Source organism: Bacillus cereus group sp. BfR-BA-01310 (genome assembly GCF_022664325.1).
In the GTDB taxonomy this organism is placed as follows: Bacteria; Bacillota; Bacilli; order Bacillales; family Bacillaceae_G; genus Bacillus_A; species Bacillus_A paramycoides.
This window is the reverse complement of sequence record NZ_JAKUHD010000001.1, coordinates 867,518-888,988: the sequence shown is the minus strand read 5'-3', so window position 1 is coordinate 888,988 and position 21,471 is coordinate 867,518. Positions and strand designations below refer to the sequence as shown.

Sequence of the window (21,471 nt, the reverse complement as noted above, 5' to 3'; positions counted from 1 at the left end):
ATAATTTATATGCACGTATGAGACAAGAATGACAAGCATTTAAGAGAGTGGAGTATGATAATGCTCTTGAAAGTAGTTATTACTGTCCATTAGAGCGGGATTAAAAGCGACTTTTCGTGCTGAAACTATAAGGAGATGTTACGTATGTTAGAAAAAGAAGATTTGGTAGAATCATACCGCGGACAGTTACAAGTCGTTTTAGAAAGTAAAGTAGAAGAGTTTCGAATGTTCGGTTACGACCGGGTGACAGATAATGATATCTGGAAATTTCTTAAGGTGAAAAAGTGGAAAAAGATAGACAGCGATGTTAGATTATATGAATTAGTAAATGATGTATTAAGAGTAAGTACTAATGAATATATGAATTATTTAACTGTTGAAGCATATCAAGCGCCACTTTGGTCGTTTGATGAATATGAAAATAAATAACCGACTGCAATTGGTTTGTTCTTCCTTTTGCAGTATAATGATAGGTATTGATAAAGAGGAAATAATTATGTCTAAGATTATATATAAAGGAGGTAGTGAAGAGAAAAAATAATGAAAGTGTAGGTATTACGTAGGTCTTACCGACACAGCTAGTGATGACCTAGCAAGAAACACATGTATTTTACAGAAAGGAAGTCTACTAACTAGACAAGCATATAGGTATAGAGATTTGCTTATTGCAAGTGAATCAAGTGATGTATGGAATCTGTTAGTAGCAGAAAGAGGGTACATATGGCAAAGCGTGGTACAAGAATTGCCGCCTTTTTCCTCATCGTTTTATTAATTGGTGGAGTAATTGGTGCGGCAGGAAAAGACATAGCAAAAGGAATTAGTCTAGGACTAGACCTTCGCGGTGGTTTTGAAATTCTGTATGAAGTAAAACCAGCCAAAAAAGGTGATAAAATCGATCATAATGCACTTGTAAGTACAGTAGGTGCTCTTGAGAATCGTGTCAATGTTCTCGGTGTAAGTGAGCCGAACATTCAAATCGAAGGAGAAAATCGAATCCGTGTCCAGCTTGCTGGTGTACAAGATCAGCAAAAAGCACGTGAAATGTTATCAACACAAGCGAAATTAACATTCCGTGATGTGAATGACAATCTTCTTATGGATGGAACGGATTTAAAAGGCGGCGGAGCGAAGCAAACATTTGATGAGCAAGGCCGTGCGAGCGTAGGTCTTACATTAAAAAGCGCTGAAAAGTTCCGTGAAGTAACTGAAAAGATTTCAAAAATGCCACCACCAACGAATTTAATGGTAATTTGGCTTGATTTTGAAGAAGGAAAAGATTCATATAAAGCAGAATCTGCAAAACCGAACCCGAAGTTTTTATCAGCAGCAACAGTAAACCAAGTATTTAATCAAGCTGAAGTATCTATCGTAGGTGGAAACTTCACAGTTGAAAGTGCGAAACAACTTTCATCTTTATTAAATGCAGGAGCACTTCCTGTTGATTTAAAAGAAATGTATTCAACATCTGTTGGAGCGAAATTTGGACAACAAGCATTAGAGCAAACGATTTTCGCTAGTGCGATCGGTATTGCTATTATCTTCTTATTCATGCTTGTATTCTACCGTCTACCAGGACTTGTAGCGGTTATTATGTTAGGTTTATACATTTTCGTTACATTACTAGTCTTTAACTGGATGCATGCAGTTCTTACGTTGCCAGGTATTGCGGCATTAGTGCTCGGGGTTGGTATCGCAGTTGATGCGAATATCATTACGTACGAGAGATTAAAGGAAGAACTGAAAATTGGTAAGTCGATGATGTCGGCATTTCGTGCTGGTAACCATCGTTCATTATCAACAATTTTAGATGCGAACATTACAACAATTGCAGCAGCTGGTGTATTATTCGCTTACGGTAACAGCTCTGTAAAAGGTTTCGCAACAAGTTTAATCGTAAGTATTTTAGTTGGTTTTATTACAAACGTATTCGGTACTCGTTTCTTACTAGGTTTACTTGTAAAGAGCCGTTACTTCGATAAAAAGCCATCTTATTTTGGTGTTAAGGAAAAGGATATTATTCCATTAACAAAAGGTGTAGTACATCCACCGACGAAATTTGATCGTATTAACTTCGTAAATATCGGTCATAAATTCTTCTTATTCTCAATTGTAGTCGTTATTGCTGGAGCAATTATATTACCGATTTTCAAAATGAATCTTGGTATTGACTTTGAAAGTGGTACACGTATTGACTTGCAATCAAAACAAGCACTTACTGTGTCTGACGTTCATAAAGATTTCAACGAACTGAAGATTGATGTGAAAGAAGAAAATATTGTACCGACTGGTAATGATAATAAAGGTTTCGCAGTTCGTACATTAGGCGTTCTATCAAAAGATGAAATTGCGAAAACAAAAACATTCTTCCACGATAAATATGGTACAGATCCAAACGTAAGTACAGTTTCGCCGACAATAGGGAAAGAAATTGCGCGAAATGCATTTATCGCAGTATTAATTGCTTCTGCAGTAATCGTTTTATACGTAAGTATTCGTTTCCGCCTTACGTACGCAGTATCTGCAGTAATCGCATTATTACACGATGCATTCGTTATGATTGTTATATTTAGTCTTTTCCAAATAGAGGTAGACTTAACGTTTATCGCTGCTGTGTTAACAATTATCGGTTATTCTATCAATGACTCAATCGTTACGTTCGATAGAAACCGTGAGTTATACAAACAGAAAAAACGAGTTCGTGATATAAAAGATTTAGAAGAAATCGTAAACGCAAGTATTCGTCAAACAATTGGTCGTTCAATTAATACAGTGTTAACAGTGTTGTTCCCAGTAATTGCACTACTTATTTTCGGTAGTGAATCACTGCGTAATTTCTCACTTGCATTATTAATTGGATTAGTTGTAGGTACGTACTCTTCTATTTTCGTTGCTTCTCAAATTTGGTTAATGCTTGAAAACCGTCGTTTGAAAAAGGGTAAAGGAAATAAAAAAGTAGAAAAATCAGTAACTGAACCGCAAGTGTAAAAATGAAAATATATAAAAAAGATGATGTCCTTTTATGGGGCATCTCTTTTTTCGTTTCTGGATACAATAATGTAGCGTCTTTTAAAAAAGAATAAATGGAAGAAAGTGGTGGAGAGGTCTTTAGTTTTGTTATCATAAAGTGAAACTTTAATCAGTGGGGTGGGTCATCCCCCACTGATTATTAGCCTTCACCAATCGGGCTTTTACGGGCAGTTAATCTCCCACCTAACTTCCTCGTATTCGCCGGATTTTGAGGTGGGAGTCTTACTGCCCGTTAAAGCGGGATAAAACGATAGGTTAAGAAAAGAAGGGATTTTAATTATGGAAAAAGATGAACGTTTTAAACAGGCCGAGTTTGGTGCTATTGTCGGAATCGTTGGTAATATTATATTAGCGATTGTAAAAGCGGTAATTGGTTACATTGGAAACAGTAAGGCGCTTTTAGCGGATGCGGTGCATTCTGGATCGGATGTAATTGGCTCGTTAGCTGTACTTTTTGGATTGCGAGCGGCGAAGCAACCGCCTGATGAAGATCATCCGTACGGTCACGGTAAAGCGGAATCGATTTCAGCGATTATTGTTGCGGTATTATTATTTATTGTTGGACTGGAGATAGCGATCTCGTCTATAAAAGCTTTTTCGCAAGAATTAGAACCACCAAAAGGAATTACGATTTTTGCTGTCGTTCTTTCGATTGTAGTAAAAGAAGGAATGTTTCAGTATAAATTCCGATTAGGGAAACGTATAAATAGTGATGCAATTATCGCAAATGCATATGAGCATCGTTCTGATGTGTTTTCTTCAATTGCAGCTTTAATCGGCATTTGTGCAGCTATTATCGGCGGTAAGTTAGGTATAGATTGGCTTGTATATGCTGATCCTATTGCAGGATTATTTGTTTCACTTCTCGTTGCGAAGATGGCGTGGGATATTGGAGCGGAAGCTATTCATGCAACGCTCGATCATGTTCTTCATGAAGAAGATGTTGTTCCGCTTAGAGAGGCAGTTCTTCAAGTGGAAGGTGTGAAAAAAATCGGATCTTTATATGCGAGGGAACATGGTCATTATGTAATTGTTGATATTAAAGTATCTGTAGATCCTTATATCACTGTAGAGGAAGGACATCGCATTGGAAAACATGTAAAAGAAGTACTTATGAAACAAGATAACGTACAAAATGTTTTTGTACATATTAATCCGTATTCTCCAAATTGAGTATAGTAGATATTTGATTATGTAGATATCCACTCGTTGTTTGCATTATATTGTCACCCCTTAATCTGTCTTGTATAATGGATAGGTTAAGGGGTGATTTCGTGTTACAACCGAAGACGCGTTGGAAAGAAAAAGAATATAGTGAAGAGCGAGTGAGTGAATTAGCAAGTAAATTGCAATTATCACCTCTTGTTGTTTCGTTATTCCTCGGTAGAGGATTGGATACAGAAGATAAGATTGTAGATTTTTTAAATACAGAAAATCAAGAATTTCATGATCCACTTTTATTAGAAGGAATGGATAGAACAGTAGAACGTGTAAAACAAGCAATTCAAAATGGAGAACAAATATTAATATTTGGTGATTATGATGCGGACGGAGTAAGTAGTACGACTGTGTTATATCTTGCTCTTCAAGAATTAGGTGCAGATGTTGAGTTTTATATTCCAAATCGTTTTACCGAAGGCTATGGGCCAAATGAAGAAGCGTTTCGTTGGGCGCACAGTGCAGGGTTCTCGCTAATTATTACTGTCGATACTGGTATCGCAGCGGTACATGAAGCGAAGGTAGCGAAGGAACTTGGAATAGATCTTATTATTACAGATCACCATGAGCCACCACCAGAATTACCAGAAGCACTTGCGATTATTCATCCGAAATTAGAGGGCGGTGTTTATCCGTTTCATTATTTAGCGGGTGTTGGTGTTGCATTTAAAGTTGCACATGCACTTTTAGGTCGTGTGCCGGAGCATTTGTTGGAAATTGCAGTAATCGGTACGGTAGCCGATTTAGTATCACTTCACGGTGAAAATAGATTGCTAGTACAGCGTGGACTGAAGCATATGCGAATGACGCGAAATATCGGTTTAAAGGCGTTATTTAAAGTTGCTAACGTTTCGCAAAGTGAAATTACAGAAGAAAGTATTGGCTTCTCGCTTGCGCCGCGTATTAATGCCGTTGGACGTTTAGAAGATGCAGCACCTGCTGTTCACCTTTTATTATCGGACGATCCAGAGGAAGCGAAAGAGCTAGCTGAAGAGATTGATGAGCTGAACAAACTTCGAAAAGATATTGTAAAGCAAATTACAGAAGAAGCTATCGCTGAAGTCGAAAATAAATTCCCGCCAGAAGAAAATAAAGTATTAGTTCTTGCGAAAGAAGGTTGGAATCCAGGGGTAATTGGAATAGTCGCTTCTAAGTTAGTTGAACGTTTTTACCGTCCAACGATTGTATTAAGTATTGATCCTCATAAAGAAACAGCAAAGGGATCAGCTCGTAGTATTGCAGGGTTTGATTTGTTTGCAAACCTTTCAGATTGCCGTGAACTGTTACCGCATTTCGGAGGCCATCCGATGGCGGCGGGAATGACGCTTCATATGAATGATGTGGATGAATTAAGAAGGCGATTAAATGAGCAAGCAGATGTAATTTTAACAGAAGAAGATTTTATTCCGATTACAGCAGTGGATGCATTTTGTAAAGTAGAGGATGTAACGCTTGCCGCGATTGAGGATATGCAAAAGTTAGCGCCATTTGGCGTAGGAAATCCGAAACCACGTATTGCGGTGAAAAACGCTGACTTAGAAAGTATTCGTGCAATCGGATCTGATGGATCTCATTTGAAAATGGCTCTTCGTGATGGACAAGCAACACTGGACACAATTGGATTTGGATTCGGTGCTTATGCGAAAGAAATCTCTCCGGTTGCGAAGGTTTCTGTAGTAGGAGAAGCGTCTATTAATGAATGGAATAACTTTAAAAAGCCGCAATTAATGGTGCAAGATATTGCTGTAGAGGCATGGCAATTATTTGACTGGCGTAGTATGCGTAATGTAGAAGCGAATTTAGCAGAACTTCCGAAAGAAAAAATAATAATGGTGTATTTTTCTGAAGAGGTATTGAATAAATTTGCTTTAGAAGACTATAAAGAACAGCTCGTGCATGCATCAGAGGTAAGTCATTTAGATGATCAATACATTGTGTTACTTGATTTACCGAAAGGAACAGATGAATTACGTGATTTATTTAAGACAGGATTCCCTTCCCGGATTTATACACTATTTTATCAAGAGAATAATCATTTATTTAGTACAGTCCCAACGAGGGAACACTTTAAATGGTACTATTCTTTCTTGAACCAAAAAGCTCCATTTTCTTTAAGGCAATATGGGGAACAATTGTGTCGTCATAAAGGTTGGTCAAAAGATACAGTAAATTTCATGACACAGGTGTTTTTTGAGTTAGAATTTGTTACAATAAAAGACGGTGTCATTTTTATGGCAGACAAAAAACAAAAGCGTGATTTAATTGAATCGAACACATATCGTGAGAAAATGAACCACTTACAATTAGAGAAAGAATTGGTTTATAGCACATATCAGCAACTATATACATGGTTTGAAGCGATTCGTAATCATAAATAAGTAGAACAGTTATGGTAAAGGATTTGTATTTACAAACCTTTTATATCTGAGGAGGATTCAGAAATATGGATTTCAAGCAACATATCGCAATTGTACCAGATTATCCGAAAGAAGGTATTGTGTTCAAAGACATTACACCTTTAATGAACGACGGAAAAGCATACAAAGCAGCAACAGATGAAATCGTTGCTTATGCAAAAAAAAGAGACATTGATGTTGTAGTAGGACCAGAAGCACGTGGTTTTATTATCGGTTGCCCAGTTTCTTATGCATTAGAAGTAGGTTTCGCACCAGTTCGTAAATTAGGGAAATTACCACGTGAAGTAATTACAGTTGACTACGGTAAAGAATATGGAACAGATGTTTTAACAATCCATAAAGATGCAATTAAGCCAGGTCAACGTGTATTAATTACAGATGACCTATTAGCTACAGGTGGAACGATCGAAGCGACAATTAAACTAGTTGAAGAACTTGGCGGAGTTGTAGCAGGAATTGCATTCTTAGTAGAGCTTACTTACTTAGATGGTCGTAAAATGTTAGATGGTTACGATGTATTAGTATTAGAAAAATACTAATCATTATATAGGTGAAACTACGGTGATAAAAAGTACCCGTGAATCTCTTGGAGAGGAACGGGTACTTTTGTATAATTGCACAAAAAATATGGTGAAATGTCAGTAAAATCTTTTCCTTTTCACAATTCACAATCATTGGGTTATAATGATAGAATATAATTTATTCTATTCTATTCAATAAAGATAAAGTCAATTTTCAATAAAAGGTGATTCGATGGCAAATGAGCAAGTACTAACAGCTGAACAGGTACTCGAGAAAGCAAGTCAATATTTAGCGGATGAAGATATTGAGCTAGTGGCACGTGCCTATGAATATGCGCGTGATGCACATAGCGAACAATATAGAAAATCGGGTGAACCATATATTATTCACCCAATTCAAGTTGCAGGTATTTTAGTTGATTTACACATGGATCCATCTACAGTATCGGCAGGTTTCTTGCATGATGTAGTGGAAGATACAGAAATTACATTAGAAGATATTGAACGGGAATTTAATAAAGAAATCGCTATGCTTGTCGATGGTGTTACAAAGCTTGGAAAGATTAAATATAAATCCCATGAACAGCAACAAGCAGAAAACCATCGCAAAATGTTTATTGCAATGGCTCAAGATATTCGAGTTATTTTAATTAAACTAGCTGATCGTCTTCATAACATGCGTACATTGAAACATTTGCCTCAAGAGAAGCAGCGTCGCATTGCAAATGAAACGTTAGAAATCTTTGCACCTTTAGCACATAGACTCGGAATTAGTACTATTAAATGGGAGCTAGAGGATACGTCACTTCGCTATTTAAATCCGCAACAATATTATCGTATTGTAAATTTAATGAAGCGTAAACGTGCAGAGCGTGAAGAATATTTAGATGAAGTAATGACTGGTATTCGTGAGAAATTAAAAGAAGTTGCAATTCAACCTGAGATTTCTGGAAGACCAAAGCATATTTACAGTATTTATCGTAAAATGGCACTGCAAAACAAACAGTTCAATGAAATTTATGATTTACTAGCTGTACGCGTCGTTGTAAACAGTATTAAAGATTGTTATGCGGTGCTTGGAATTATTCATACGTGCTGGAAGCCGATGCCAGGTCGTTTCAAAGATTATATTGCAATGCCGAAAGCAAATCTATATCAATCTCTTCATACGACTGTAATTGGGCCGAAAGGTGATCCACTTGAAGTGCAAATTCGTACGAAAGAAATGCACGAAATTGCAGAATTCGGGATTGCGGCACATTGGGCGTATAAAGAAGGAAAAACAGCAGAAACAACGGGTACACTAGAGAAGAAACTAACATGGTTCCGTCAAATATTAGAATGGCAAAATGAAGCTTCTAATGCTGAAGAATTTATGGAGTCATTAAAAATTGATTTATTCTCTGACATGGTATTCGTCTTTACACCGAAAGGCGATGTAATGGAATTACCTCTTGGATCTGTTCCGATTGATTTTGCATATCGTGTCCATTCGGAAATTGGAAACAAAACAATTGGTGCAAAAGTAAATGGGAAAATGGTGACACTTGATTATAAATTAAAAACGGGTGACATCATTGAAATTTTAACATCGAAACATTCGTATGGCCCAAGTCAAGATTGGGTGAAACTTGCTCAAACATCTCATGCGAAAAATAAAATACGTCAATTCTTTAAGAAACAACGTAGAGACGAAAATATTGAAAAAGGCCGTGAACTTGTTGAAAAAGAAGTGCGTGGCTTAGAGTATGAGATGAAAGAAGTATTAGCTCCTGACAATTTAAAACGTGTTGCTGAGAAATTCAACTTTGCAAATGAAGAGGATATGTTTGCGGCAGTTGGATATAATGGCATCACTGCATCACAAATTGTTACGCGACTAACGGACAAGTTCCGCAAACAACGCGAAGAAGAAGAAATCGTCGAAGTTAAAGAAGTTCGTAAACCGATGAAAATTCGAAAATGGGATTCTGGCGTTAAAGTAAGTGGTGCGGATAATTTATTAATTCGTTTATCAAAATGCTGTAACCCAGTTCCGGGCGATGATATCGTTGGGTATATTACGAAAGGCCGAGGCGTATCGATTCACCGTCGTGATTGTGTAAATGTTCATACAGAAGAAGCTGTAGAACGTTTATTAGAAGTAGAGTGGGAAGGTAGTCCTGAAAAAGAAATTGAGTATAACGTTGATATTGAAATTTCAGGTTACGATCGCCGTGGTTTATTAAATGAAGTATTGCAAGCTGTTACAGAGACGAAAACGTACATTTCAGCTGTTTCTGGTAGAAGTGACCGTAATAAGATGGCGACAATTAATATGTCAATCTCGATTCGTAACTTACAACACTTGAAAAAAGTAGTGGAGCGCATTAAACGTGTTCCGGAAATTTATGCAGTACGACGCATGATGCATTAATAGGGAGTGTAGGAAGATGAGAGTTGTTTTACAACGATCAAAGGAAGCGTCTGTCACAGTAGATGGTGAGATTGTAGGGCAAATTCCATTCGGTCTAACATTGCTAGTTGGCATTACGCATGAAGATACAGAAAAAGATGCAACTTATATTGCAGAAAAAATTGCAAACCTACGTATTTTTGAAGATGAGAGCGGAAAGATGAACCATTCAGTACTTGATGTAGAAGGACAAGTTCTATCAATTTCGCAATTCACATTATACGGAGATTGCCGTAAAGGAAGACGTCCAAACTTTATGGATGCTGCGAAGCCTGACTATGCAGAGCGTTTATACGATTTCTTTAATGAAGAAGTTCGCAAACAAGGATTGCATGTAGAAACAGGGAAGTTCGGAGCAATGATGGACGTTTCTTTAATCAATGATGGTCCGGTGACCTTAATTGTAGAAAGTAAATAGTGTTGCCCGAGAAGAGAGGATTATATAATCCTCTCTTTTTCATACATTGTTGTATGTTTTGTTGATTTATCATAGGATGATTGTGAAGGGGAATAAAAGTAGAAGAAGGTGTATCATGATTCAAGAATTCAATATAGCTTTGCGCTTTATGTTAGAGTTATGCATTCTTGGGATTATTGGGTACTGGGGATTTCGTATAGGAGAAATACCGGTTGTAAAACTTATGCTTTCTGTAATTCTTCCGGTTGTTGTGGCTGTTATATGGGGGCTATTTGGGGCGCCCAATGCAGAGTGGGAACTTCATGGCACTCTACACGTTCTATTAGAGATTACCGTTTTTGGATTAGGCGTTGCAGCATTGTATCATTTGAAGCATCCTATACTGGCGAGTGGATTAGCTATTGTTATTATTGTTAATCGAATTCTAATGTTTGTTTGGAATCAATAGCTGTTTCAGTTATGTATAACTATCTCATCAATATGGAACAATAAAAAGTAAAACATCCATATTGAATGTGAGGGATATACGTATGCGTATGAATGAAAAAGGACATTCTGTTACAAATGGTGCAAATCAACTGTTTAACGTGAATTTTCATGATTTTATTTCAAAAGAGCAAAACAATACTTCAATGGAACTCGCTTCTGAGTTCGGAATTTCACTACAAGATGTAAAGCGTCTAAAGAAGCAAATTGAACGCTCTTAGAGCACTTGACAATCCTACGCAACAAACGTATAGTAATTTTATATTTACATATGAATATAGCCGTTGATAGAGAAGAGTAAATGAGACACACATGGAAAGAGAAGAAATGTCCTAGGCTGAAAACATTTCTACATGATGACTGATTGAATGACACTCTGTAGGTTTCAACTCGAAAGGTGTATATGCTTAGTAGAGATGAACGCAAATTTAAGCGTTATTAAAAAAGTGGAAGCATACGTGCTTCAATTAGGGTGGCACCACGGGTATAATACTCTCGTCCCTACTGTTCAAACAGTAGAGGCGGGAGTTTTTTTATTTTTATTAAGATTAAAACAATTTGAGGAGGAACTGAATATGTCTATTCAAATCCCACGCGGAACGCAAGATATTCTTCCAGGTAGTGTAGAGTTATGGCAGTATATCGAAGGGCAAGCGCGCGAAATTTGCCGTCGTTACAATTATAAAGAAATTCGTACACCAATTTTTGAACACACAGAGCTATTTTTACGCGGTGTAGGTGATACGACAGATATCGTACAAAAAGAAATGTATTCATTCCAAGACCGTGGAGAGCGTAGTTTAACATTACGTCCAGAAGGTACTGCACCTGTTGTACGTTCTTATGTTGAAAATAAAATGTTCGGTGATGCAACACAACCAACGAAATTATACTATATCGGTCAAATGTTCCGTTACGAAAGACCACAAGCAGGTCGCTATCGTCAATTCGTACAATTCGGTATTGAAGCAATCGGCAGTAACGATCCTGCAATTGATGCAGAAGTAATTGCACTTGCTGTAGAGTTTTACCGCGGCATGGGCTTAAAAAATATTAAAGTTGTATTAAACAGCTTAGGTGATGCAGCGAGCCGTCAAGCACACCGTGATGCATTAATTGCTCATTTTGAGCCTCGTATCGGTGAGTTCTGTTCTGATTGCCAATCTCGTTTAGAAAAGAATCCTCTTCGTATTTTAGACTGTAAGAAGGACCGTAATCATGAATTAATGGCTACGGCACCATCTATTACAGAATATTTAAACGAAGATTCAGCAGTATACTACGACAAAGTTCAAGAACTATTAACGATGATGGATGTACCATTTGAAAAAGATCCGAACTTAGTACGTGGTTTAGACTACTATCAACACACTGTTTTTGAAATTATGAGTGAGGCAGAAGGTTTCGGTGCTATCACAACATTAAGTGGCGGTGGCCGTTATAACGGACTTGTGCAAGAAATCGGTGGGCCGGAGATGCCAGGTATCGGTTTTGCGATGAGTATTGAGCGTTTAATTATGGCACTGAAAGCTGAAAATATTGAGTTGCCAATTGAACATAGTATTGATTGTTACGTTGTAGCGCTTGGTGAAAAAGCGAAAGACCATGCTGCGAAAATTGCGTTTGATCTTCGTAAAGCTGGATTATCAGTTGAAAAAGATTATTTAGATCGCAAAATGAAAGCACAATTTAAATCAGCAGATCGTTTAAATGCGAAATATGTAGCTGTATTAGGAGAAGATGAGCTAGATAAAGGTATCATTAACTTAAAAGATATGGCAACTGGCGGACAAGAAGAAGTAGCATTAGATGTATTTGCTTCATACGTAGCAGAGAAATTAATATAGGGGGAACTTACAGTGGCTGAAAGAACACATGCATGTGGAAAAGTAACAGTAGAAGCGGTTGGACAAACAGTTCAATTAAAAGGTTGGGTACAAAAACGCCGTGACTTAGGTGGATTAATCTTTATTGACTTACGTGACCGTACAGGTATCGTGCAAGTTGTATTTAACCCAGAAACATCAAAAGAAGCGCTAGAAGTAGCAGAAACAATTCGTAGCGAATACGTATTACACGTAGAAGGTACAGTTGTTGAGCGTGGTGAAGGCGCAATTAATGACAATATGGCAACTGGTCGTATTGAAGTACAAGCAACGAAAGTAAACGTATTAAACGCAGCGAAAACAACGCCAATCATTATTGCTGATGATACGGATGCATCAGAAGATGTGCGTTTAAAATATCGTTACTTAGACTTACGTCGTCCTGTAATGTTCAACACATTCAAAATGCGTCATGACGTAACAAAAACAATTCGTAACTTCTTAGATACCGAAGAGTTCTTAGAAGTTGAAACACCAATTTTAACGAAGAGCACACCAGAAGGAGCTCGTGACTATTTAGTACCAAGCCGTGTTCATGATGGTGAATTTTACGCATTACCTCAATCACCGCAGCTATTTAAACAGCTTCTTATGGTCGGTGGATTTGAGCGTTACTATCAAGTAGCACGTTGTTTCCGTGACGAAGATTTACGTGCGGACCGTCAACCGGAATTCACACAAATCGATATCGAAGCTTCATTCTTAACACAAGAGGAAATTTTAGATATGATGGAGCGCATGATGACGAAAGTTATGAAGGATGCGAAAGGTGTAGAAATTAACGCGCCGTTCCCTCGTATGACTTATGCTGATGCAATGGCTCGCTTTGGATCTGATAAGCCAGATACACGCTTTGAGATGGAACTAACCGACCTATCTGAATTTGCAGCAGGTTGTGGATTTAAAGTATTTACAAGTGCTGTAGAAAGCGGCGGACAAGTAAAAGCAATTAACGCAAAAGGTGCAGCGAGCAAATACTCTCGTAAAGACATCGATGCATTAACTGAATTTGCAAAAGTATACGGTGCAAAAGGTCTAGCTTGGCTTAAAGTTGAAGAAGACGGCTTAAAAGGACCGATTGCAAAATTCTTCGGTGAAGAAGATGCAAACGTGTTAATGAGTACATTAGAAGCTAATGCTGGCGACTTATTACTATTCGTAGCAGATAAGAAGAGCGTTGTTGCAGATAGCTTAGGTGCACTTCGTTTACGTCTAGGTAAAGAACTTGAGTTAATTGACGAAAGTAAATTTAACTTCCTATGGGTAACTGATTGGCCACTTCTTGAGTACGATGAAGATGCAGATCGTTACTTCGCAGCTCACCATCCATTCACAATGCCATTCCGTGAAGATGTTGAACTACTAGAAACAGCACCAGAAAAAGCGCGTGCACAAGCATATGACCTTGTATTAAACGGTTATGAGCTTGGTGGTGGATCACTTCGTATTTACGAGCGTGACGTACAAGAGAAAATGTTCAAAGCGCTTGGATTCTCACAAGAAGAAGCGCAAGAGCAATTCGGATTCTTATTAGAAGCATTCGAATACGGTACACCACCACACGGCGGAATCGCATTAGGTTTAGACCGTCTTGTTATGTTACTTGCGGGTCGTACAAACCTTCGTGATACAATTGCATTCCCGAAAACAGCAAGCGCAAGCTGTCTATTAACAGAAGCTCCAAGCCCAGTTGCAGAAGCTCAGCTTGAAGAGTTAAACTTAAAATTGAGCTTGAAAGAAGAGAAGTAAGAATGAAGTCTAGATGGTTATACTATAGCCGTCTAGACTTTTTTTGAGAGGTTGTTTAAAAAGTCCGGTTTAGATAACGGTCGCATCTCATCGTTGCTTCGCCAGTCCGGTGCTCGAGTAGAAAAGCTACACTGCGCTCCTCCTGGCTTCAGCGCCTCGATCTGCTCGGTTCTCTAAATCCTCCTTTTTAAACGTATATTGAAGAGGTTGTTTAAAAAGTCCGGTTTACAAGGTGCTTTCATTTTTGAAATATGTATTTTTAGGAATTCTATAACTTTTTCTATACAAATAGTCGGAAAAACGCTAGAATACATGGTAGACCATTTTTGTAATAGGAGTGTAGAGCTGAATGTTACATCAATTTTCACGTAATGAATTAGCCTTCGGAAAAGAGGGCCTTGAAATATTAAAAAATAGTACAGTCGGTATTTTAGGAATTGGCGGAGTAGGGTCATTTTCGGCAGAAGCGTTAGCGCGTTCTGGCGTAGGACGTCTTGTATTGGTTGATAAAGACGTTGTAGATATTACAAACGTCAACCGTCAAATTCACGCTTTAGTATCTACTGTAGGACGTTCAAAAGTAGAATTAATGAAAGAGCGTATTGCAGACATTAATCCGGAATGTGAAGTAATTGGACTAGAAATGTTTTATACAGATGAAACATATGAAGAGTTCTTTAAACACGGTTTAGATTTCGTAGTAGATGCATCTGATACGATTACGTTCAAAATTCATTTAATTAAACAATGTTTACGTCGTAAAATTAAAATTATCTCATGTATGGGTGCGGCAAATAAAATGGACCCAACTCGTTTCCGTATTGCGGACATTTCTAAAACACACACAGATCCAATTGCGAAAGTAATTCGTACGAAGCTTCGTAAAGACGGTATTAAAAAAGGTGTAAAAGTTGTCTTCTCTGACGAAAACCCAATCGTAATTCGTGAAGAGGTACGTAAAGAAATCGTACCAGACGAAAATGCAAAAATTCGTAAAGCGAAATTACCACCTTCTTCAAATGCGTTCGTACCATCTGTGGCTGGTTTAATTATGGCGAGTCATGTTGTACGTGAACGTATTAAAAACGTAGAAGTGAAGCGTGTAGGGCAAGAATAAAAAACAAAAGCGCATATTCCATGAGGAGTATGCGCTTTTTAATTTGTATAAAAAATTTTTAAAAAATATCCATATTGGTAATGTGATAGCTTCGAAAGCAGTTAAAAATAATAGATAATTATCGAATTTGTCTGACTTGTATGAGGAAGTCTGTTTTAAGTTTCTAATAGTGAAAAATCCTAAAAGTAAGACAAGAATCCCAAGTGTTATTTTGAAAATTGGTAATGAAATAGCTCATCTCTCCTTTCGATAATACACATCATTAGGGTTATAAAAATATAAAAGTTATATTTTACCTTATTGTAGTTTAAATGCACAAAAAATAATCCCCACCATGTAATATTAGGTGGGGATTATTTCAATTTTCTGCTGAATATATAATATCTAAATTTCCATTTTGATCAGTCTTGAAAATCGGAGCAATCTGCTCCTCCTGTTCTTCGACTGAAACAAGTTTTCGAGCACGATCCATAATTCTAACAAGCATTGCATAATCTTCTTCGATTGCTTGTTGTTTTTTTGTGAGAACAGCTAATTTTGCTTCAAGTTCATTATTCGTATTTTGCAGGGAAGTGAGCTGATCTCGTAATACGTCATTTTCAGTTTGTAACTTTGTGAGTGAAGGATTATTGTACTCCAAGTTTTGCAAAAATGAGATGACATTTTGCATTGTAAGATCTTGTTTATTTGGCGTAATATCTTCTGAAAACTCGGCATCGATTACGAGTTGTTTCGTTTGTGAGAACTGCTCTTTTTCTATTTTAGCTTCCGAACGCTTTAATTCTTTACGTTGTTTTTTTGCAAGTTGTACCGCATCTTCATAATTTGGTCTTACTTCAGCATTCCATCTAAATCCACAAGCTGCTGAAGTTCGGTTTAATGTATCGCCAACTTCATCGAATGCTTTTATTTGTGTACTTCCGCTGCGAATATGTCGTAAAACAGTTTCTGCTAAAAGGAGATCGTCTTCTTTTGTCCATGCATCTTGACGTGTTTTCATAAGCGAAGCCTCCGTAATGGTGACGTTTTCGCTTATATTACCCTTTATTCTTCGTTTTATGCGAACTTTGTAATCTTTCATAAACGGTAGACAACGCTTGTTCAAATTTCCCTGTCGTTTTCGGTTTATAATATTGCTTGTTTTTTATTTTATCGGGTAAGTATTGTTGTTGTACCCAGCCGTTTGGATGATCGTGTGGATATAAGTATCCAATGCCTCTTCCAAGTGATTCGGCACCTTTATAGTGACTATCTTTTAAATGACTTGGAATATCACCTGTTTGGCCATTACGTAAATCGTGAAGTGCGGCATCGAGTGCTTTATAGGCCGAATTTGATTTCGGTGATAGGCAAAGCTCGATAACAGCATTTGCAAGTGGTATGCGTGCCTCTGGGAATCCCACTCGTTCAGCCGACTCAATCGCTGCAAGTGTACGTGGGCCAGCTTGTGGACTTGCAAGCCCGATATCTTCATATGCCATAATAAGAAGACGTCTACCAATGCTTTGTAAGTCACCTGCTTCAATAAGACGTGCTAAATAATGAAGTGCGGCGTTCACATCACTTCCGCGTACTGATTTTTGAAAAGCAGATAAAACGTCATAGTGAGCATCGCCACCTTTGTCGTGAACAAAACTCTTTTTCTGTAAACATTCTTCAGCGATTTCGAGTGTGATTTCAGCCGCTTGGTCGTCTGTAGTAAAGCTAGATAAAACAGCAAGTTCAAGTGCATTGTAAGCTGAGCGCATATCACCGCCCGAGGCATTTGCGAAATGAAGGAGAGCTTCCTCTGTGACAATGACATCATATTCTCCAAGTCCTTTTTCTTTATCTTCAAGCGCTCGTTTTAAACCAATTAAAATATCATCTTCTGTTAATGCGTGTAATTCGAAAATTTGACAACGGCTTCGTATAGCAGAATTGATAGCATGGAACGGATTGCTTGTCGTCGCACCGATTAAAGTAAGGAGTCCGCTTTCTAAATGAGGTAATAGAAAGTCTTGCTTCGCTTTATCTAACCTGTGAACTTCATCCAAAATTAAAACGAGATGGCGATGCATTTTTGCTTCTTGTACGACAACTTCCATATCTTTTTTATTATGAGTAACAGCGTTTAAGAGGCGAAACGGCGTTCCGGTACTTCCTGCAATTGCGCTTGCAATCGATGTTTTTCCTGTGCCTGGAGGACCGTATAAAATCATTGATTGAAAATGGTTTGCTTGGACCATCCGCCATAAAATCTTTCCTTCACCAACTAAATGCTGTTGTCCAATAATGTCTTGAATCGTTGTTGGACGCATTCGATGTGCGAGTGGTTGTTTCATTTTGACCGTCTCCCTTAATATGTAATCTCATTGTATCGTATCATTTTTTATGTGGAAAATTGAAATATATTGCGGTGTTATTTGTATATTAATATTAAATATTCTTATTTTTCTTTCAATTGTAATAATTCCCGAGTTTTTCAATGTGATTTTATGTTATCATTTTGTTACACAAGTTGAAATTTCTTATAATACTATATTATGCTATAATTTCATAGGATTTTAAATTGTGTTCTTTTACGAATAAAGATATAACCAATAGAAGTGAAAATTTGAAAAGAGGTGCAAAATAGATGAAGATTTCAACAAAAGGCCGTTACGGCTTAACAATTATGATCGACCTTGCAAAAAAGTTTGGTGAAGGTCCAATTTCATTAAAATCAATTGCGCAGGCACATGACTTATCTGAGCATTATTTAGAGCAATTAATTTCGCCGCTTCGTAACGCTCGACTTGTAAAGAGTACGCGTGGTGCATACGGTGGATATGTATTATCTGATCAGCCGGCTAACATTACAGCTGGGGATGTAATCCGTGTACTAGAGGGGCCAATTAGTGTTGTAGAAATGATAGAGGAAGAAGAACCTGCACAACGCCAATTATGGATGCGTGTTCGTGATGCGGTGCAAGAAGTATTAGATAGTACAACTTTAGAAGATTTAGTACGTTATGAGGAAGAAAATCATGGGGGCTATATGTTTTACATTTAATTCCTTGTGAAACGATTTGGAAAGAAGGAGATTTAATGGAACGCATTTACTTAGATCATGCTGCGACATCTCCGACTCACCCAGAAGTGGTCGAAAAGATGATTCCATATATGACAGAAATATTTGGAAATCCGTCTAGTATTCATTTTTATGGGCGTCAAACGCGCCATGCGGTAGATGAGGCGAGACGTGTGTGTGCACGTAGCATTCATGCAAATCCAAATGAAATTATATTTACGAGCGGTGGTACAGAAGCTGATAATTTAGCACTTATAGGTGTAGCGCGCGCGAATCGTCATAAAGGTAACCACATTATTACAACGCAAATTGAACATCATGCGATTTTGCATACATGTGAAGTTTTAGAGCGTGAAGGGTTTGAAGTGACGTATTTACCTGTCGATGAAACTGGGCGTGTTCAAGTTTCTGATGTAGAAGCAGCGTTAACAAGTGAGACAATTCTTGTATCTATTATGTTTGGAAATAATGAGGTAGGAACAGTACAACCAATTGCGGAAATAGGAAAGCTGTTAAAAGAACATCAAGCATATTTCCACACAGATGCTGTACAAGCTTACGGTTTAGTAGCAATTGATGTGAAAGAATTTGGGATTGACCTATTATCAATGTCAGCGCATAAAATTAACGGTCCAAAAGGTGTAGGATTTTTGTATGCTAGTACAGATGTGAAATTTGAACCGTTATTAACAGGTGGGGAGCAAGAAAGAAAGCGTCGTGCTGGTACTGAAAATGTACCTAGTATTGCCGGACTTCAACATGCAGTTTTGCTAGCTGAAAAAACTCGTGAGCAAAAAAATGCCCAATATGAAGAGTTTAAAGATATAATGGTATCTGTCTTCAAAAATGAGGACATTCATTTCGAGGTAAACGGAAACTTGGAATATCGCTTACCGCATGTGTTGAATATAAACTTTACAGGAATGAACATTGAACCATTTCTTGTAAACTTAGACTTAGCTGGCATTGCAGTATCAAGTGGTTCTGCTTGTACAGCTGGTTCGATTGATCCATCACATGTATTAGTAGCGATGTTCGGAAAAGACTCCGATCAAATACGTTCATCCGTACGCTTTAGTTTCGGACTTGGAAATACGAAAGAGCAAATTGAAAAAGCTGCGTACGAAACAGTGAAAATCGTGAAGCGATTAACACAAAATTAGCATGGGAGGTGACATGATGAACAAACTACCTCAAGAAACACGCGTTGTCATCGGGATGTCCGGTGGCGTCGATTCATCTGTAGCAGCTCTTTTATTAAAAGAGCAAGGTTATGATGTAATCGGAATTTTTATGAAAAACTGGGATGATACAGATGAGAATGGTGTCTGCACAGCAACAGAAGATTACAATGATGTAATTGAAGTGTGTAACCAAATCGGTATTCCGTATTATGCAGTAAACTTTGAAAAACAATATTGGGATAAAGTATTTACGTACTTTTTAGATGAGTACCGAGCTGGGCGTACACCAAATCCAGATGTAATGTGTAACAAAGAAATTAAATTTAAAGCATTTTTAGAGCATGCAATTGCACTTGGTGCTGATTATGTAGCAACTGGTCATTATGCACGCGTTGCTTATATGGACGGCGAATATAAAATGCTTCGCGGCGTTGATGATAATAAAGACCAAACATATTTCTTGAATCAATTAAGCCAAGAGCAATTATCAAAAACAATGTTCCCATTAGGTGAATTAAAGAAACCGCAAATTCGCGAAATGGCGAAGGAAGCTGGTTTAGCGACAGCGGCGAAGAAAGATAGTACAGGTATTTGCTTCATCGGTGAGCGTAACTTTAAAGATTTCTTAAGCAACTATTTGCCAGCACAACCAGGTGTGATGCAAACATTATCTGGTGAAGTGAAAGGGAAACATGATGGTTTAATGTACTATACAATTGGACAACGTCATGGTCTTGGTATTGGTGGTAACGGTGATCCGTGGTTTGCTGTTGGAAAAAACTTGAAAGAAAACATTTTATATGTTGACCAAGGATTCCATAACGAGCTTCTATATGGTGATGAAGTTATTGCTACGAATGTAGGCTGGGTAAGTAATAAAGCGAAGGAAAAAGAATTTACATGTACAGCGAAATTCCGTTATCGTCAAGCAGACAATAAAGTAACGGTTCAAATCGTTGATGAAAATACAGTTCGTATTCTTTGTGATGAGCCAATTCGTGCGATTACGCCAGGCCAAGCAGTTGTTTTCTATGATGGAGATGAGTGCTTAGGCGGTGCTACAATTGATGAAGTATATCGTAGTGGTAAGAAATTAGATTATTTAGGATAGAACAAGAAGCCTCTGCCGATTAGCGGTTAGAGGTTTCTTTTACATAAAGCGAATTTTCGTTCGCTTGAAAAATACATTCTTTGTTATAATTTGATGTAGAGGTGAAGGACATGTCAAACAAACTTGAAACAGGTATTCAATATATGCAAGAAGGAAACTGGGAAGAAGCAGCTAAAAACTTTACGGAAGCAATTGAAGAAAATCCGAAAGATGCGCTTGGATACATTAACTTTGCGAATTTATTAGATGTATTAGGTGATAGTGAACGAGCAATTTTATTTTATAAACGTGCATTAGAATTAGATGATAAATCTGCGGCTGCTTATTATGGTTTAGGAAATGTATATTATGGCCAAGAGCAATTTGCAGAGGCAAAGGCTGTATTTGAACAAGCGATGCAAGCAGGACTACAATCAGCTGATGTAACATTTATGCTAGGTATCACACACGTGCAACTTGGAAATGATCGTCTTGCATTGCCATTTTTACAAAGAGCAACTGAATTAGATGGAAACGATGTAGAAGCTGTATTCCAATGTGGACTTTGCTTCGCGCGACTAGAACATATTCAAGAGGCGAAACCTTATTTTGAAAAGGTATTAGAAATGGATGAAGAGCATGCAGATGCGTATTATAATTTAGGTGTTGCGTACGTATTCGAAGAAAATAACGAGAAAGCTCTTACTTTATTTAAGAAAGCAACTGAAGTTCAGCCAGATCACTTTTTAGCTGGTAATGGTATTCGTTTATTAGAGCAAGAAGCTGAATAAAGTGAAATTATAGTTTAATGCGCAGTTACCCCTCATCTAAAGAGTGTGCAACAGGTGGGG

18 protein-coding genes and 1 other annotated feature are annotated in these 21,471 nt (G+C 37.6%); of the genes, 16 read left to right on the top strand and 2 right to left on the bottom strand.

Features of this window, described 5'->3' with window-relative positions:
• Positions 1-144: 144 nt before the first annotated feature.
• The 12 genes from MR109_RS04670 (at position 145) to MR109_RS04615 (ending at position 15,294) form a co-directional block, all read left to right on the top strand.
• Entirely contained in the window at positions 145-429 is a 285-nt protein-coding gene (locus MR109_RS04670; protein WP_025151214.1) for a post-transcriptional regulator, read from the top strand.
• 291 nt (positions 430-720) lie between these two features.
• Positions 721-2,985: a protein translocase subunit SecDF gene (gene secDF / locus MR109_RS04665; protein ID WP_242271191.1), complete on the top strand. Its 2,265-nt coding sequence runs from the start codon at positions 721-723 to the stop codon at positions 2,983-2,985.
• 321 nt (positions 2,986-3,306) lie between these two features.
• Positions 3,307-4,200, top strand: coding sequence for a cation diffusion facilitator family transporter (locus tag MR109_RS04660; protein WP_048372342.1), 894 nt, complete (start codon positions 3,307-3,309; stop codon positions 4,198-4,200).
• A 101-nt stretch (positions 4,201-4,301) separates the two neighbouring features.
• A complete protein-coding gene (gene recJ / locus MR109_RS04655) occupies positions 4,302-6,623 on the top strand; it encodes a single-stranded-DNA-specific exonuclease RecJ (RefSeq protein WP_242271190.1) in 2,322 nt (773 codons plus the stop codon).
• 65 nt (positions 6,624-6,688) lie between these two features.
• Positions 6,689-7,201: an adenine phosphoribosyltransferase gene (locus MR109_RS04650; protein ID WP_002173582.1), complete on the top strand. Its 513-nt coding sequence runs from the start codon at positions 6,689-6,691 to the stop codon at positions 7,199-7,201.
• A 214-nt stretch (positions 7,202-7,415) separates the two neighbouring features.
• Positions 7,416-9,599 carry a GTP diphosphokinase gene (relA, locus tag MR109_RS04645; protein ID WP_071718556.1) on the top strand — a complete coding sequence of 728 codons (2,184 nt, stop codon included), beginning with the start codon at positions 7,416-7,418 and terminating at the stop codon, positions 9,597-9,599.
• 16 nt (positions 9,600-9,615) lie between these two features.
• Entirely contained in the window at positions 9,616-10,056 is a 441-nt protein-coding gene (locus MR109_RS04640; protein WP_001266956.1) for a D-tyrosyl-tRNA(Tyr) deacylase, read from the top strand.
• Positions 10,057-10,171: 115 nt separating this feature from the next.
• Entirely contained in the window at positions 10,172-10,504 is a 333-nt protein-coding gene (locus MR109_RS04635) for a YrdB family protein (protein ID WP_242271189.1), read from the top strand.
• Positions 10,505-10,586: 82 nt separating this feature from the next.
• Complete coding sequence (locus MR109_RS04630; protein ID WP_001242605.1) at positions 10,587-10,763, top strand: hypothetical protein; 177 nt, start codon at positions 10,587-10,589, stop codon at positions 10,761-10,763.
• 54 nt (positions 10,764-10,817) lie between these two features.
• Positions 10,818-11,048: a binding site (T-box leader), on the top strand.
• Positions 11,049-11,117: 69 nt separating this feature from the next.
• Positions 11,118-12,389, top strand: a complete 1,272-nt coding sequence (gene hisS, locus MR109_RS04625; protein WP_033719450.1) for a histidine--tRNA ligase — start codon at positions 11,118-11,120, stop codon at positions 12,387-12,389.
• Positions 12,390-12,401: 12 nt separating this feature from the next.
• Complete coding sequence (gene aspS / locus MR109_RS04620; RefSeq protein ID WP_242271188.1) at positions 12,402-14,177, top strand: aspartate--tRNA ligase; 1,776 nt, start codon at positions 12,402-12,404, stop codon at positions 14,175-14,177.
• 349 nt (positions 14,178-14,526) lie between these two features.
• On the top strand, positions 14,527-15,294 hold the full coding sequence (locus MR109_RS04615; RefSeq protein ID WP_000903181.1) for a tRNA threonylcarbamoyladenosine dehydratase: 768 nt from the start codon (positions 14,527-14,529) through the stop codon (positions 15,292-15,294).
• A gap of 358 nt (positions 15,295-15,652) precedes the next feature.
• Here MR109_RS04615 and MR109_RS04610 read toward each other — a convergent pair whose 3' ends face one another.
• Complete coding sequence (locus tag MR109_RS04610) at positions 15,653-16,294, bottom strand: RsfA family transcriptional regulator (protein WP_071718560.1); 642 nt, start codon at positions 16,292-16,294, stop codon at positions 15,653-15,655.
• Positions 16,295-16,331: 37 nt separating this feature from the next.
• A complete protein-coding gene (locus MR109_RS04605; RefSeq protein ID WP_025147352.1) occupies positions 16,332-17,618 on the bottom strand; it encodes a replication-associated recombination protein A in 1,287 nt (428 codons plus the stop codon).
• A gap of 293 nt (positions 17,619-17,911) precedes the next feature.
• Here MR109_RS04605 and cymR point away from each other — a divergent pair, with 293 nt between their 5' ends.
• The 4 genes from cymR (at position 17,912) to MR109_RS04585 (ending at position 21,411) form a co-directional block, all read left to right on the top strand.
• Positions 17,912-18,328, top strand: a complete 417-nt coding sequence (gene cymR / locus MR109_RS04600) for a cysteine metabolism transcriptional regulator CymR (protein WP_000704116.1) — start codon at positions 17,912-17,914, stop codon at positions 18,326-18,328.
• 35 nt (positions 18,329-18,363) lie between these two features.
• Positions 18,364-19,509 carry a cysteine desulfurase family protein gene (locus tag MR109_RS04595; RefSeq protein ID WP_242271187.1) on the top strand — a complete coding sequence of 382 codons (1,146 nt, stop codon included), beginning with the start codon at positions 18,364-18,366 and terminating at the stop codon, positions 19,507-19,509.
• Between the two features lie 16 nt (positions 19,510-19,525).
• Positions 19,526-20,641, top strand: a complete 1,116-nt coding sequence (gene mnmA / locus MR109_RS04590; protein ID WP_002173573.1) for a tRNA 2-thiouridine(34) synthase MnmA — start codon at positions 19,526-19,528, stop codon at positions 20,639-20,641.
• Positions 20,642-20,751: 110 nt separating this feature from the next.
• Positions 20,752-21,411 (top strand): tetratricopeptide repeat protein, encoded by a 660-nt coding sequence (locus MR109_RS04585; protein ID WP_048372324.1) that lies wholly within the window; start codon positions 20,752-20,754, stop codon positions 21,409-21,411.
• Positions 21,412-21,471 lie beyond the last annotated feature (60 nt).